We start from the raw sequence: 15,205 nt of genomic DNA, 5'->3' as shown, positions 1-15,205 counted from the left end.
CCGCCCGGCCACCTGGTTCCACGACTCCGGGCAGCCCGGCCTATCGAGGGAAGGAATCCATTGAGCGACACCACCGACGTGACGTCGGATGTTTCCAACGTCGCTGGCGATGCCACCACCGCCGCCCCCACGCGCCGCCGGCGGAGCGGCACCGGTCTGTCGGCGATGCTGCTGCCGGAGCTGCAGAGCCTGGCCGCGTCGCTCGGCATCTCTGGTACCGCTCGCATGCGCAAGGGCGAGCTGATCAGTGCCATCACCGAGCGGCAGCAGGGCGGCGCGGCCGGAACCCCTCGACCACGAGCCGAGGTGGCGGCGGCTGCTGCTCCCGCCCGTGAGGAGGTGCACGCGGAGGTCCGTGAGGAGCGGGCCGAGGCACGCCCCGCCGAGCAGGCGCCGGCCGCCGAGGTGACCGAGGGTCGTACCCGCGGTCGCCGCAGCCGGGCCGCCGCCGCGACCACCGATGCCCGACCGGCCGAGGCGCCGGCGACCGAGGCGCGGCCGGCCGAGACGACGCGCGCCGAGGAGGCGCCCGCCGAGACCGGCGAGCGCGCCGAGCGTGGCGGTGACCGGGCCGAGCGCGGTGAGCGCACCGAGGGCCGGGGCCGTGAGCGCGGCGGCGACCGGGCCGAGCGTGGCGGTGACCGGGCCGAGCGTGGCGGCGAGCGGGCCGAGCGCGGCGAGCGCAACGACCGGGGTGACCGCAACGACCGTGGTGACCGGGCCGAGCGTGGCGAGCGGGCCGAGCGTGGCGAGCGGGCCGAGCGTGGTGACCGCAACGAGCGGGGCGACCGGGGCGAGCGCGCCGAGCGCAACGACCGGAACGAGCGCGGCGACCGCAACGACCGCAACGACCGCAACGACCGCAACGACCGGGGTGACCGTAACGACCGTGGTCAGCGCGCCGAGCGGGACAACGACGGCGACGACGACGGCGAGGGCGGCGGCCGGCGGGGCCGGCGCAGCCGGTTCCGGGACCGTCGTCGCGGCCGCGGCGAGCGGGGCGAGGGCGACAGCGGTGGCGGCCGCGAGCCGCAGGTCGGCGAGGACGACGTGCTCGTCCCGGTCGCCGGCATCATCGACGTGCTCGACAACTACGCCTTCGTCCGGACCACCGGCTACCTGGCCGGCCCGAACGACGTGTACGTCTCGATGTCCCAGATCAAGAAGTACGGCCTGCGCCGCGGTGACGCGATCACCGGCGCCGTGCGGGCCGCACGGGACGGCGAGCAGCGGCGCGACAAGTACAACCCGCTGGTCCGGCTGGACACCATCAACGGGATGGAGCCGGACGAGGCGAAGCGCCGGCCGGAGTTCTACAAGCTCACGCCGCTCTACCCGCAGGAGCGCCTGCGGCTGGAGACCGAGCCGCACATCCTCACCACCCGGGTGATCGACCTGGTCATGCCGATCGGCAAGGGCCAGCGGGCGCTCATCGTGTCGCCGCCGAAGGCCGGTAAGACGATGGTGCTGCAGGCGATCGCGAACGCGATCACCCGCAACAACCCGGAGTGCCACCTGATGGTGGTGCTCGTCGACGAGCGGCCCGAAGAGGTCACCGACATGCAGCGGTCGGTGAAGGGCGAGGTCATCGCGGCCACGTTCGACCGTCCGCCGCAGGACCACACCACCGTGGCGGAGCTGGCGATCGAGCGGGCGAAGCGCCTGGTCGAGCTGGGCCACGACGTGGTCGTGCTGCTCGACTCGGTGACCCGGCTCGGGCGGTCGTACAACCTGGCGGCGCCGGCCAGCGGCCGGATCATGTCGGGTGGTATCGACTCCACCGCGCTCTACCCGCCCAAGCGCTTCCTCGGCGCGGCGCGCAACATCGAGAACGGCGGTTCGCTGACCATTCTCGCCACCGCGCTTGTGGAGACCGGGTCCATGGCGGACACGGTCATCTTCGAGGAGTTCAAGGGCACGGGTAACGCCGAGCTGAAGCTGGACCGGAAGATCGCCGACAAGCGGGTCTTCCCGGCGATCGACATCAACCCCTCCGGCACCCGCAAGGAGGAGGTCCTGCTCGCGCCGGAGGAGCTGGCGATCATCCACAAGCTCCGCAAGGTGCTGCACTCGCTGGACTCGCAGGCGGCGCTCGACCTCCTGCTGGACCGGCTCAAGCAGTCCCGCACCAACATCGAGTTCCTGATGCAGATCGCGAAGTCCACTCCGGGCGAGTGAGCTGACGGTTCCGACGAACGAGGGGCACGGCCGCATCGGCCGTGCCCCTCGTCGCGTACCGGGTGGCAGGTCGTGAAGTTTTTCTACGGTTAAGCCGCTAGGTATTGAAACTTCTGTTCACCGTCGGGTTGACTGTCGTCCATGCGAACCCGCAGTCGACCCGCCCGCCTCGCCGGCGTCCTGCTGCTGACGCCGTTGCTGACCCTCACCGCGCCGCCACCGTCCGCCGCGACTGCCGCGCCGTCGGCCATCGCGCCGGCGGGCGCCACCGCCGCCGAGGACGCGCCACGCGCCTCCTCCCGCCCAGACTCCGCCGTCGCGCTCGCCGGTGTGGAACCGGCCGGCGGCCTGGAGACCGCCAAGACCACCCGGCCGGTCGCGCCCGGCCTCGACCTGACCTCCTTCGACAGGTACGACGCGGCCGGCTGGCTGCGCGCCGACGCCCTCACCGCGGACCTGGCCGGCGGGCTCACCGTCGACTACGTGAACTCCGGTGAGGTCACCAAGGACGAGCCGCTGCGCGCCGCGGTGGATCGCTCCCGTGCCGTCGCGGCCGTGAACGGCGACTTCTTCGACATCAACAACTCCGGTGCCGCCCAGGGCGTCGGCGTCCGCTCCGGCGAGCTGGTGCAGTCCCCAGTCGCCGGGCACCCCAACGCCGTCGGGATCAGCGCCCAGGGCATCGGCCGGGTCGTCGAGGTCGGCTTCGAGGGCACCGCGACGCTGCCCGCCGGGCCGGTGCCGCTCACCCAGTTCAACAACATGGTGCAGCGCGACGGCGTGGGCGTGTTCACGCCGCTCTGGGGGTCGTACACCCGCAAGCGGGCCGTGGAGGGCGCGACCCGGACGGTCGAGGTGACGGTGACCGGCGGCCGGGTGGCGAGCGTCGCCACCACGGCGGGCGAGGGGCCGATCCCGGCCGGCACCACCGTGCTGCTCGGCCGCGAGGCCGGCGCCGACGCGCTCGCCGTGCTGCGTCCCGGCGACGCGGTGGACCTGACCTGGCGGCCGCGGGCCTCCGACGGCGGTGACCTGCGCGCCGCCGTGGGCGGCGGCAACGTGCTGGTCCGCGACGGCGTGGTGCAGAGCATCGCCGACGCGTCGCTGGCCCCGCGCACCGCAGTCGGCTTCTCCGCCGACGGCCGCAAGATGATCATGCTGACGGTGGACGGCCGGCAGGTGGACAGCCGTGGCGTCACCCAGACCGAGATGGGCCGCATGATGGCCGAGCTGGGCGCCGCGAACGCGCTCAACCTCGACGGCGGCGGCTCCTCCACGCTGCTCGCCCGGGAGCCGGGCGCGGCCACGGTCCAGGTGGAGAACAGCCCGTCCGACGGCAGCGAGCGGCCGGTACCGAACGGGCTCGCCGTCTACGCGCCGAAGGGCAGCGGCCGGCTCACCGGCTACTGGCTTGAGACCGCCAGCGACCCGACCGCCGCACCCGGCGTCGCGCCGGTGCGCGGCGGCCGGCCGGACCGGGTCTTCCCGGGCCTCACCCGCCGGCTCACCGCCGCCGGATACGACGAGACGTACGGCCCGGCCGCCGGCGAGCCACGCTGGCACGCCACCCACGGACGGGTCGACGGCGACGGCGTGTTCCGGGCCGCCGTCCCCGGCCGCAGCACCGTCACCGCCGCCCGCGGCCGGGCCCGGGGCACCATCGAGCTGACGGTGCTCGGCCCGCTGCAGCGGATCGACGGCACCGTCGACCGGGTCGGCCTGGACCGGGCCGGCGACAGCGGCCTGTTCGGCGTCGTCGGCTACGACGCCGAGGGCAACACCGCGCCGATCGAGCCGGCCGACCTGACGCTGGAGTACGACAGCGACCTGCTCTCCGTCACCCCCACCGCCGACGGCAACCTGGCCGTCAAGGCGCTCGCCGCGACCGGCTCGGCGCTGGTCACCGCGCGGGTCGGCAACCGCACCACGGTCCTGCCGGTGACCGTCGGGCTGACCGACGTGCCGGTGGCCGGGTTCGACGACGCGGCGTCCTGGAAGTTCAGCCAGGCCCGCGCCTCCGGGTCGGTCGCACCGGCCGAGGGGCACACCGGGGGCGGGCTGCGGATGTCGTACGACTTCAGCCAGTCCACCGGCACCCGGGCCGCGTACGCCGACCCGCCCGCCTGGATCGACGTCCCCGGCCAGCCGCAGGCGTTCGGTATGTGGATCAAGGCCAACGGCACCGGCGAGTGGCCCAGCCTGCACCTGCACGACGCGCAGGACACCCAGTTCGTGCTGCGCGGCCCGTACCTGGACTGGACCGGCTGGAAGTACGTCGAGTTCGCCGTACCGCCGGGCGTGCAGTACCCGGTGCGGGTGCGCCGGTTCTACGTCGCCGAGACCGACCCGGCCAAGCAGTACCGCAGCGAGGTGGTGATCGACGACCTGGTGGCCCGGGTGCCGCCGGACGTGCAGGCGCCGCCGGAGCCGAACCGCACCGACCGGGTGGTGCTGCGCGACGGCACTGTGGACGGGGCGCCCTGGCGCTTCGCGGTGCTCTCCGACGCCCAGTTCGTCGCCGCGAACCCGGACAGCGACCTGGTCGCCCAGGCCCGCCGTACGCTGCGCGAGGTCCGCGCCGCCCGGCCGGACTTCCTGATCATCAACGGCGACTTCGTGGACACCGCCTACCCGGCCGACTTCGCCCTGGCCAAGCGCATCCTGGACGAGGAACTGGGCGGCGAGGTGCCGTACCACTACGTGCCCGGCAACCACGAGATCATGGGCGCGCCGATCGACAACTTCCGGAGCGTCTTCGGGGACACCTCGCGCGTCTTCGACCACCGGGGCACCCGGTTCCTCACGCTGAGCACCGCCACCGGTTCGCTGCGCGGCGGCGGGTTCGACCAGGTGGAGCTGCTGCGCCGGACGCTCGACCAGGCCGCCGCCGACCGCTCGGTGGGCTCGGTGGCGGTGTTCTTCCACCACCCGCCGCGCGACCCGAGCCCGGCCAAGGCCAGCCAGCTCGGCGACCGCAAGGAGGCGGCACTGGTCGAGCAGTGGCTGGCCGACTTCCAGCACCGCACCGGCAAGGGCGCGGTCATGGTCAACGGCCACGTCGGCACGTTCCACGCCGACCGGGTGGACGGCGTGCCGTACGTGATCAACGGCAACTCGGGCAAGGATCCGTCCACCCCTGCCGCGCTCGGCGGGTTCACCGGCTGGACCGAGTTCGGGGTGGACCCGGTGACGCCGGGCGAGGCCGAGCGGGCCCGCCGTGACCCGCTGGCCGAGGGCCCGGAGTGGGTGAGCGCGGAGATGCACGCGCACGTCGACCGGCTCGCGCTGACCGCACCCGCGCAGGTGTCCCGGCGTACGCCGGCCGACGTCACGGCCACGCTCACCCAGCCCAGCGGCCGGCAGGTGCCGGTGGCCGCGCCGGTCAGCGCCGACTGGTCCGGTTCGCCGAACCTGCACATCGGCGGCGCGGCGGGCGTACGCCCCTGGCACGCCGCCCGCTTCGACCCAGTTACCGGCAAGCTGACCGCCCTGCGCCCCGGCGCCCAGGTCCAGCTGACGGTCACGGTGAACGGAGTGAAGGCCGAGACCCAGGTGACCACGACCCGGTAACCCCCGGGCCCCGCCCCGGTGATCATGAAGTTGGCTCGGACAAAAGCGACAGGAAATGCCGCTAACTTCATGATCGTCGGGGGCGGGCCGGGGTCGGGCCGGGCCCCGGGTGGGAGTGGGTGGGGTGGGGGTGGGAATGCTGACGGGTGGGCCGGCGTTGGAGGTGGCGGACCTCCTGTGCCGGGTGGAAGACGCCCGTGGCAGACTGGTCAATCGGCCACCGGTTCCGGTTCACGCCCGAGCCCGTCGTGACGACGGGGAGCACCGACGGCGACCCGGCGACCACCGACGAAAGGACCGAGGCGACATGAAGCCCAACATCCACCCGGAGTACGTGACCACCGAGGTCCGCTGCTCCTGCGGCAACTCCTTCACGACCCGCAGCACCGCCAAGGGCGGCGCCATCAGCGTCGAGACCTGCAGCGCCTGCCACCCGTTCTACACCGGTAAGCAGCGCGTGCTGGACACCGCCGGTCGGGTCGCGAAGTTCCAGCAGAAGTACGCCAAGGTTCAGGCCAAGAAGGCCAAGTAGCTCCGTCGACGACGCCCGTGTCCGGCTCCTGCCGGGCACGGGCGTTCGTCCGTTTCCGCCGGTTCTTGCGTGAAGGAGCACCCGCAGCATGAGCAGTGAGCGCCTGGCCGCCCTCCTCGACGAGTACGCCGAGCTGGAGAAGCGGCTGGCCGACCCGGCCATCCACGCCGACCAGGGCGCCGCCCGGCGGGTGGGCCGGCGCTACGCCGAGCTGGTCCCGCTGCACAAGGCGGCCGGCGAGCTGGAGCAGGCCCGCGCCGACCTGGCCGCCGCCCGCGAGCTGGCTGCCGAGGACCCGACGTTCACCGGCGAGGCGGACACCATCGCCGCCTCCCTGCCGGCGCTCGAGGAACGGCTCGCCGAACTGCTCATCCCGCGCGACCCGCACGACGCCAAGGACGTGATCGTCGAGATCAAGGCCGGCGAGGGCGGCGAGGAGTCCGCGCTGTTCGCCGGTGACCTGCTGCGGATGTACACCAGGTACGCCGAGCGGCACGGCTGGGTCACCGAGGTGATCGACGCGCAGGACTCCGACCTGGGCGGCGTCAAGGACGTCTCGCTGGCGATCAAGAGCAAGGGCGTACCGGAGGGCGGCAACGGCGTCTGGTCCCGGCTCAAGTGGGAGGGCGGCGTGCACCGGGTGCAGCGCGTCCCGGTCACCGAGTCGCAGGGCCGCATCCACACCAGCGCCGCCGGTGTGCTGGTGCTGCCGGAGGCGGAGGACGTCGACGTCACCATCGACCCGAACGAGCTGCGCATCGACGTGTTCCGCTCCTCCGGGCCCGGTGGGCAGTCGGTGAACACCACCGACTCGGCGGTCCGGATCACCCACGTGCCGACCGGCATAGTGGTCTCCTGCCAGAACGAGAAGTCGCAGCTGCAGAACCGGGAGCAGGCCATGCGCATCCTGCGCGCCCGGCTGCTCGCCGCCGCCCAGGAGCAGGCGGACGCGGCGGCGTCGGACGCCCGCAAGGCGCAGGTCCGCACCGTGGACCGGTCCGAGCGGATCCGCACCTACAACTTCCCGCAGAACCGGATCACCGACCACCGCATCGGCTACACCGCGTACAACCTCGACCTGGCGCTGGCCGGCGAGCTGGACGGGGTGCTCGACGCGCTGACCGAGGCGGACCGCGCGGCCCGGCTGGCCGGCGAGACCGAACTGTCCCGCCGCTGACCGCTTGGGGTGTTAAGCGGGGGCCCCTCCTCTACCGGAGGCGTTAACAGGGGGCCCTTCCTTACCGCTCAGCTCGCCCGCAACCGCGCCTTGGCGCGCAGCATCTCCCGGTCGGCCAGCTCGAACGCGGTGCCGAGCGCCTCCCGCACGCTCACCGTGGTGCTGCCGTCCACCTCGGCGAAGCCGATCGTCACCCCGACCGGCGTGCCCGGCACCAGGGACTCCCAGTCCTCGGTGCGGACCGCCGCCTCGATCCGGCGGGCCACCTCGACCGCCTCCGGCATGCCGGTGTCGGGCAGCACCACGACGAACTCGTCGCCGCCGTAGCGGGCCACGAAGTCGCCCCGCCGCATCACCCGGTTGATCACCCCGGCGACCCGTTGCAGCACCAGGTCGCCGGAGTGGTGGCCGTGGCGGGTGTTCACCGCCTTGAACCCGTCGAGGTCGCAGACGCCGATCACCACCCGCTCGCCCCGGGACACCACGGCGCCCAGGTAGCGCTCCAGCCGGCGCCGGTTGGGCAGGCCGGTGAGCGGGTCGGTGAGCGCCTCGCCCTCGTACCGGGCCGCCTCGCGGCGCATCTCCTCGTGGTCGATCCGGGCGGCGATGCCGTCGATGTAGACGTCCCGCAGCCGGTCGCTGCGCCGCGCCGCCAGCCGGAACGCGTGCCGGTCGGCCCGGTGCGCGCCCGCGTGGTCGCCGGCCCGGGCGAGCGCGATGCTGCGCAGCCGGGGCGGCTCGGCCGCGCCGAGCGTTTCGTCGGAGACCCGCAGCGCGTCCAGCCGGGTGACCGCCTCGATCGGGCGGCCGGCCGCCACCGCCAGGCAGACCTGGCCGAGCTGGCGCAGGTCGCGGGCGCGTGCGCTGTCCCCGCCGTGGCCGAGCAGCCGGTTCGGGTCGGCGTCCCCGGCGGACTCCACCCGGTCGCCGAGCGCGGCCCGGCGGGCGGCGGCGTAGCCGTACGCGGCGAGGCTGCTCGGGCGCAGGTTGCCGGCCCGTCCGCCGCGCAGGAACCGGGCCAGGTCACCGGCGACGTCGCGCAGTACGCGCAGGCAGCCGTCGCTGTCGCCGTTGTGGTCGAGCGCGACCGCGTTGCGCAGCCGGATGCCGGGCGCGGCGAACGTCTCCTCGGGGATGCCGACGCTGAGCCCGACCTCCCGGGCCCGCTCGATCGCGCCGAGCGCGTGACCGTGGAAGCTCAGGTACGAGTACGCCATCGCGAGGTCGTGCCAGCCCCAGGCGGTGTCCCGGTCGGGGGTGTCGTCGGCGCCGAGCGCGCGGGCGGCCCGGACCAGGTGCATCACGCACCTGTCCAGCGCGCCCTGGTGGTGGGCGGCGAGCGCGGCCAGCGCGTTGAGGTGCCCGTGCAGGTAGGGCTCGGCCAGGTCCCGTACGGCGGCGGAGGCGTCCTCGACGGCCCGGGTGAACTCGGCGGTCCGGCCGAGATTGATCAGCGCGGACAGGCGTTGCACGAGCGCGTCGGCGCGGGCGTACGGGTCGTCCGTGGTGCGGATGACGCGGTCGAGCAGGGCGCACGCCTCCGCGGACCGGCTGGCCTCCTGGAGTGACCGAGCGCGTCGGAGAGCGTCAACCTGGTCCTCGACCTGGTCGAGCCAGCCCACTCGCGACCTCCCTGCGGTGTGCGCCCGGACGCACCCGCTCGTGAGGTGAGCCGCGACGCCTCATGATTATTGCGTGACCGCACTCCCGCAACACCCGTCCGAAGGGACAGAACGCGAACGCCCCTCGCTGGTGATCAACCGGGTGGCGCGCGCGCTCGCCGCGGCGGGCGTCGAGGCGCCCCGCGCCGAGGCCGAGCAACTCGCCGCGTACGTCCTTGACGTGCCGCGCGGCCGGCTGGCGCTCGCCGACGGTTTCACCCCGGCGCAGCGCGACCGCCTCGACGAGCTGGTCGGGCGGCGGGTGACCCGCGAGCCGTTGCAGCACCTGCTCGGCTCGGCCGGTTTCCGCCATCTGGAACTGGCGGTCGGGCCGGGCGTATTCGTGCCCCGGCCGGAGACCGAACTGCTGGCCGGCTGGGGGATCGAGCGGGCCCGGGAGCACGCCGCGCCGCTCGTGGTGGACCTGTGCAGTGGTTCCGGCGCGATCGCCCTCGCGGTCGCGCATGAGGTGCCCGCGGCGCGGGTGGTGGCGGTGGAGCGGTCCCCGGCCGCGCTGGCGTGGCTGCGGCGCAACGCGGCGGACCGGGCCGCCGCCGGGGACCGGCCGGTCGAGGTGGTGGCCGCCGACGTGACCGATCCGGACCTGCTGGCCGGCCTGGCCGGGCGGGTCGACGTGCTGCTGTGCAACCCGCCGTACGTGCCGAGGTCGGTGGCGGTGCCGCCGGAGGTGGCCGGGCACGACCCGGACGAGGCGGTGTTCGGCGGCGCGGACGGGCTGGACGTGATCCGGCCGGTGGTCGGCCGGGCCGCCGCGTTGCTGCGCCCGGGCGGCGCGATCGGCATCGAGCACGACGACACGCACGCGGCGGCGGTGCCCGCGCTGCTGCGCGGCGACGGCCGCTACGACCGGGTCGAGGAGCACCGGGACCTCGCCGGGCGGCCGCGCTGGGCGAGCGCGTCCCGGCGGGCGGACGGCACCCACGCCGAGCCCGCCCGGGCGTGGCAGACTGACTCCTCGTGATGCTCTACGACTGTCGGTCGCCCGCCGACCGGGACCGCGGCATCGCCGCTGCCATCGAGGCGGTCAAGAACGGGGAACTCGTCGTCCTGCCGACCGACACGGTCTACGGCATCGGGGCGGACGCCTTCACCCCGTACGCGGTGAAGGCCCTCGCGGACACGAAGGGTGCCGCCCGGCAGGCGCCCCCGGTGCTCATCGGTTCTCGGCACACGCTCGACGGCCTGGTCTTCTCGCTGCCCGGCGCGGCCCGCGACCTGGTCGAGGCGTTCTGGCCCGGTGCGCTGACCATCGTGGTGGAGCACTCGCCGAGCCTGGCGTGGGACCTGGGCGACTCCAGCGGCACGGTGGCGGTGCGGATGCCGCTGCACCCGGTGGCGCTGGAGGTGCTGCGGGAGACCGGGCCGATGGCGGTCGCCTCGGCCAACAAGATCGGCCAGCCCGCCGCGCTCACCGCCGAGGAGGCGCGTGACCAGCTCGGCTACGGCGTCCGGGCGTACCTGGAGGCCGGGCCGGCGGTGGACCCGGTGCCGAGCACCATCGTCGACCTGACCGGCGACGTGCCGCGGGTGCTGCGCGAGGGCGCGGTGACGATGGCGAAGCTGCGCGAGGTCGTGCCCGACATCCTCGACGAGCGGGGGGTCTGAGTGCCGCCCTTCACCGTCCTGCACGTCTGCATGGGCAACATCTGCCGGTCGCCGATGGCCGAGCGGCTGCTGCTGCTCGCGGTCCGGGAGCGGCTGGCCCGCCTCGACGTCGACCCGGCCGGGTCGGACGCGCTCGTGCACAGCCACAGCGCCGGCACCGGCGGCTGGCACGCGGGGGAGGAGATGAACCCGCCCGCCGCGCGGCAGGTGATCTCGCGCGGCGGTGACACCGAGGGGTTCGCCGCCCGGCGGCTGCGCTCCGACCTGATCGACGCCGCCGACCTGGTGCTCACCGCCACCGCCGACCAGCAGGAGTACGTGGTGGCGCTGCGGCCGGACGCCGCCGCGCGCACGTTCGTCCTCGGTGAGTTCGGCCGCCTGCTCGGCGCGCTGGACCGGTCCGCCCTGCCGCCGGCCGAGCCGACGCCGGACGCCGTGTACGCGCGCGGCACCGCGCTCGTCGCGGCCGTCGACGCGGCGCGGCAGAACGCCTCCGCGCTGCCCACAGACGACCTGGACGACCCGTGGGGCCGGGGCGACCAGTGCTTCAGCCGGGTCGCGGACGAGATCGAGGAGACCGTGCAGCCGCTGGCTGCCGTCCTGCTCCCCTGATCGCGGTTCATCCTTCCTCGCGAACTTCCTGCGCATTTCGCGGAAGATGGCGGCGAAAGCGGCCATTCCGGTCATTCTGAACGGGTCCGTACGGCCGGCTCCTGCGGGGAGAGCTGATGAACCGGGCCTATCTCGACAAGCTGTTCACCGTTGTGCTCGCCGGCGTGCTCGCCGGACTGGCCCTGGCCGCAGCCGCGCTGCCGGCCGCGCTGGTCTTCGGGCTGGGCGTGAAGAACCTGATGCCGTACACCGCGTTGCCGGAGGCGCTCAAGACGCCGCAGCCGGCACAGCGGTCCAACCTGTACGCGAACGACGGGCGGACGCTCATCACCTCGTTCTACGTCGAGGACCGGGTGGACGTGCCGGTCGGCGACGTGGCGCCGGTGATGCGCGACGCCATCGTGGCAGCCGAGGACGTGCGCTTCTACGAGCACCACGGCGTCGACGTGCGCGGCGTGGCGCGGGCGTTCACGGCCAACCGCCGGGAGGGCACCCGGCAGGGCGCCTCCACGCTGACCATGCAGTACGTGCGCAACGCGCTCGCCGGTGATCCCCGGCTGACCGAGGAGCAGCGCGCCGCCGCCACCGAGATCACCGTCGGGCGCAAGATCCGCGAGATGCGGTACGCGCTGACGCTGGAACGGCAGGTCGGCAAGGACGAGATCCTCGGGCGCTACCTGAACATCGCGTACTTCGGCGCCGGTGCCTACGGCATCGCCGCCGCAAGTAAGCGCTACTTCTCCACCACCCCGGAGCGGCTCACGCTGGCCCAGGCCGCGCTGCTCGCCGGGCTGGTCCGGTCCCCGGCCGACGACCCGATCAACGGGGAGGCCGACTCGGCGCTGCAACGCCGGGCGTACGTGCTGGACCGGATGGTGGAGACCGGCCGGGTGAGCGCGCCGGACGCCGAGGCGGCGAAGGCCACCGAGCTGGCCCTCAAACCCAACACCACGCCGAACGACTGCGCGGCGGTGCCCGCCGACCACAACGACTGGGGCTTCTTCTGCGACTGGTTCACCCAGTGGTGGAACGCCCAGCCGGCGTTCGGCGAGAACGTGGACGAGCGGCAGCGGACGCTGCGCCGGGGCGGCTGGAAGATCGTGTCCTCGCTCGACCCGGACGTGCAGGCCAAGGCCAGCGAGCAGGTGCGGGCGATCTACCCGGAGACGATCGCGCGGGCGGCGCCGACAGCCGTGGTGCAGCCGGGCACCGGCCGGGTGCTGGCGATGGCGGTGAACCGCACCTACGGCACGGCCGCGAACCCGGACGGGCAGCAGAACTACCCGAACACGGTCAACCAGCTGGTGGCCGGCGGTGGCGGCATCACCGGCTACCAGGCGGGCTCGACGTTCAAGCTGTTCGCGCTGCTGGCCGCGCTGGAGTCGGGTCTGCCGCTGGACACCGAGTTCGACGCGCCGCGCGTCTACGTGACGCAGTACCCGGTCGGCGCCGGCCCGGCGAGCTGCGGCGGCCGGTGGTGCCCGGCGAACGCCAACACGTACTGGATGGACGGCGACCGGGACATGTGGGACGCGTTCGGCCGGTCGGTGAACACGTACTTCGCGTGGCTGACCGAGCGGGTCGGCGCGGACCGGGTGGTCGAGATGGCCCAGCGGCTGGGCATCGTGTTCCGCGCCCCGGCCGACGCCAAGATGGCCCGGGAGGGTGCCAAGAGCTGGGGACCGTTCACGCTCGGCGTCTCCGCCACCACGCCGCTGGACCTGGCCGGCGCGTACGCCGCGGTGGCCGCCGAGGGCACCTGGTGCCGGCCCACGCCGGTCACCTCGATCACCGACCCGGGCGGCCGCAAGGTGGCCGCCGGGAACACCGACTGCCGGCAGGTGCTCGACACCGAGGTGGCCCGCGCGGCGGCGGATGCCAGCCGCTGCCCGGTCGGCGACCAGTCGATGTACCGGCGCTGTGACGGCGGCACCGCCGAGGAACTGGCCCCTGGCCTGCGCCGGCCGGTGGCGGGCAAGACCGGAAGCTCGGAGCGGAACGCCACCGAGACGGTCGTCGCGTTCACCCCGCAGCTGTCGGTGGCGACGATCGCCGCGAACCCGGACGACCCCCGGGACGCGGTCGGCGGCGGCGTGCAGAAGCGGCAGATCGCCGCCGTGGGCCGCATCCTCGCGTGGTCGCTGCGCGACGAGCCGGTACGCGACTTCGTCCCGCCCGGCCAGGCCGTCGCCTTCCAGCACACCAGCCCTCGCACCGGCGACTGACCACCCCACCCCACCCCACCCCACCCCGTCCCCGTCCCCGTCCCCGCGCGATCTTGCACTTACCGCCCCGGCAAGAGGTGCATAACGGGCGCACCCAGGGTCGCAAGTGCAAGATCGCGGGAGCGGGGACGGCGGGGGAGGGCGGTCAGCCCGGGTGTTCGGCGCCCCGGGCGATGTTGCGGGCCATGCCGCCGAAGACGACGGCGTGGAACGGGGCCACCGAGGCCCAGTAGAGGTGGCCGGGCAGGCCGCGCGGGAGGAACACGGCACGCTGGACGTACCTGCTGCGGCCGTCCCCGTCCGGCTCGGCGCGCATCTCCAGCCAGGCCCGCCCGGGCAGCCGCATCTCGGCGCGCAGCCGCAGCAGCTCACCCGGGACGATCTCCTCGACCCGCCAGAAGTCCAGCGCCTCGCCGACCTGCAGCCGGTGCGGGTCGCGCCGGCCGCGGCGCAGCCCGACGCCGCCGACCAGCCGGTCCATCCAGCCGCGCACCGACCAGGCCAGCGGGAACGAGTACCAGCCGTGCTCGCCGCCGACGCCCTCGATGACCCGCCACAGCGCCGACGGCGGCGCGTCCACCGTCCGCTCCCGCAGATCGGTGTACGCGGTGCCGCCGGACCAGTGCGGGTCCGACGGCAACGGCTCGGCGGGCGCGTCCGGCCCGCTCGCGTTCGACCAGCGCGTCTCCACCTGCGCGTCCCGCACCTTCGTCAGCGCCAGCGCGACCGCCTGGTCGAAGCCGATCAGCCCGTCCGGCGGGTCCGGCACGTACCGGGCGATGTCGTGCTCGTGCGCCACCGCCTCGTGCACCAGGCTCTCCACGAGCGGCCGGGCGATCGCGTTCGGCACCGGCGTGATCAGGCCGACCCAGTGCGAGGAGAGCGACGGGGTGAGCGGGCGTACCGGCAGGATGACCCGGCGCCGCAGCCCGGCGACCCGGGCGTACCGCTGCATCATCTCGGCGAACGTCAGCACGTCCGGGCCGCCGATGTCGAAGGCCCGGTTCACGTCGGCCGGCAGGTGCGCGCAGCCGGCCAGGTAGCGCAGCACGTCCCGGACCGCGATCGGCTGGATCCGGTTGCGCACCCAGCGCGGGGTGACCATCGCCGGGAGCCGCTCGGTCAGGTAGCGCAGCATCTCGAACGACGCCGAGCCGGACCCGATGATCACCGCGGCGCGCAGCACCGCCGTGGGCACGCCGCTGTCCAGCAGGATCCGCGCGACCTCCGCCCGGGACCGCAGGTGCGCCGAGGGCAGCCCCTCGCGCTCCGCCGGCTCCGGCCCGCCGAGATACACGATCCGGCGTACGCCCGCGGCGCGCGCCGCCTCGGCGAAGTTCGTCGCCGCCTCCCGGTCGGCCGCCTCGAACCCGCGCTGGCCCAGCGAGTGGACCAGGTAGTACGCCACCTCCACGCCCTCGAACGCGGCCGGCAGCGTCTCCGGCCGGCGCAGGTCACCCTCGACGATCTCCGCCTCGGCCGCCCACGGCACGTCCCGCAGCCGCCCGGCGGTCCGGGCCAGGCAGCGTACGGTGTGCCCCTCGGCCAGCAGCCGGGGCGCGAGGCGTCCGCCGATGTAGCCGGTAGCACCGGTGACGAGGCATCTCACGGCCTCCAGTGTGCG

The 15,205-nt window shown here is 74.2% G+C and carries 10 protein-coding genes; 8 read left to right on the top strand and 2 right to left on the bottom strand.

Features of this window, described 5'->3' with window-relative positions; genetic code table 11:
• Positions 1–60 precede the first annotated feature (60 nt).
• The 4 genes from rho (at position 61) to prfA (ending at position 7,457) form a co-directional block, all read left to right on the top strand.
• The gene (rho, locus tag SM452_RS00805; protein ID WP_463839160.1) at positions 61–2,178 is read left to right on the top strand and encodes a transcription termination factor Rho; all 2,118 of its coding nucleotides are present in this window, start codon (positions 61–63) and stop codon (positions 2,176–2,178) included.
• A gap of 141 nt (positions 2,179–2,319) precedes the next feature.
• Positions 2,320–5,748, top strand: a complete 3,429-nt coding sequence (locus tag SM452_RS00800; protein WP_463839159.1) for a phosphodiester glycosidase family protein — start codon at positions 2,320–2,322, stop codon at positions 5,746–5,748.
• Between the two features lie 307 nt (positions 5,749–6,055).
• Positions 6,056–6,280 (top strand): 50S ribosomal protein L31, encoded by a 225-nt coding sequence (gene rpmE / locus SM452_RS00795; protein WP_046563792.1) that lies wholly within the window; start codon positions 6,056–6,058, stop codon positions 6,278–6,280.
• Positions 6,281–6,368: 88 nt separating this feature from the next.
• On the top strand, positions 6,369–7,457 hold the full coding sequence (prfA, locus tag SM452_RS00790; protein WP_262013866.1) for a peptide chain release factor 1: 1,089 nt from the start codon (positions 6,369–6,371) through the stop codon (positions 7,455–7,457).
• Positions 7,458–7,525: 68 nt separating this feature from the next.
• Here prfA and SM452_RS00785 read toward each other — a convergent pair whose 3' ends face one another.
• Positions 7,526–9,079, bottom strand: coding sequence for a GGDEF domain-containing protein (locus SM452_RS00785; protein WP_262013865.1), 1,554 nt, complete (start codon positions 9,077–9,079; stop codon positions 7,526–7,528).
• Between the two features lie 130 nt (positions 9,080–9,209).
• Between SM452_RS00785 and prmC the strand changes: the two genes are divergently transcribed.
• From prmC to SM452_RS00765, 4 genes are all read left to right on the top strand, one after another.
• Complete coding sequence (prmC, locus tag SM452_RS00780) at positions 9,210–10,100, top strand: peptide chain release factor N(5)-glutamine methyltransferase (RefSeq protein ID WP_410054928.1); 891 nt, start codon at positions 9,210–9,212, stop codon at positions 10,098–10,100.
• Positions 10,100–10,744 carry an L-threonylcarbamoyladenylate synthase gene (locus SM452_RS00775; protein ID WP_436798921.1) on the top strand — a complete coding sequence of 215 codons (645 nt, stop codon included), beginning with the start codon at positions 10,100–10,102 and terminating at the stop codon, positions 10,742–10,744. Before prmC ends, SM452_RS00775 begins: the two co-directional genes overlap by 1 nt.
• Positions 10,745–11,356: an arsenate reductase/protein-tyrosine-phosphatase family protein gene (locus SM452_RS00770; protein WP_262013862.1), complete on the top strand. Its 612-nt coding sequence runs from the start codon at positions 10,745–10,747 to the stop codon at positions 11,354–11,356.
• Between the two features lie 116 nt (positions 11,357–11,472).
• The gene (locus SM452_RS00765) at positions 11,473–13,581 is read left to right on the top strand and encodes a transglycosylase domain-containing protein (protein WP_355512452.1); all 2,109 of its coding nucleotides are present in this window, start codon (positions 11,473–11,475) and stop codon (positions 13,579–13,581) included.
• A gap of 145 nt (positions 13,582–13,726) precedes the next feature.
• Here the strand turns inward: SM452_RS00765 and SM452_RS00760 are convergent, their stop codons facing one another.
• On the bottom strand, positions 13,727–15,190 hold the full coding sequence (locus tag SM452_RS00760) for an SDR family oxidoreductase (protein ID WP_262013860.1): 1,464 nt from the start codon (positions 15,188–15,190) through the stop codon (positions 13,727–13,729).
• Positions 15,191–15,205 lie beyond the last annotated feature (15 nt).

It is taken from the genome of Micromonospora sp. SYSU B005, assembly GCF_055362685.1.
The sequence above is the reverse complement of the archived record's forward strand: the minus strand, read 5'-3'. Positions and strand labels throughout refer to the sequence as shown.

Bases quoted from the DNA above. Each gene is read 5' to 3' on its own strand.
- SM452_RS00765 (WP_355512452.1), top strand. From the start codon at position 11,473: ATGAACCGGGCCTATCTCGACAAGCTGTTCACCGTTGTGCTCGCCGGC.
- prfA (WP_262013866.1), top strand. From the start codon at position 6,369: ATGAGCAGTGAGCGCCTGGCCGCCCTCCTCGACGAGTACGCCGAGCTG.
- SM452_RS00775 (WP_436798921.1), top strand. From the start codon at position 10,100: ATGCTCTACGACTGTCGGTCGCCCGCCGACCGGGACCGCGGCATCGCC.
- SM452_RS00800 (WP_463839159.1), top strand. From the start codon at position 2,320: ATGCGAACCCGCAGTCGACCCGCCCGCCTCGCCGGCGTCCTGCTGCTG.
- rpmE (WP_046563792.1), top strand. From the start codon at position 6,056: ATGAAGCCCAACATCCACCCGGAGTACGTGACCACCGAGGTCCGCTGC.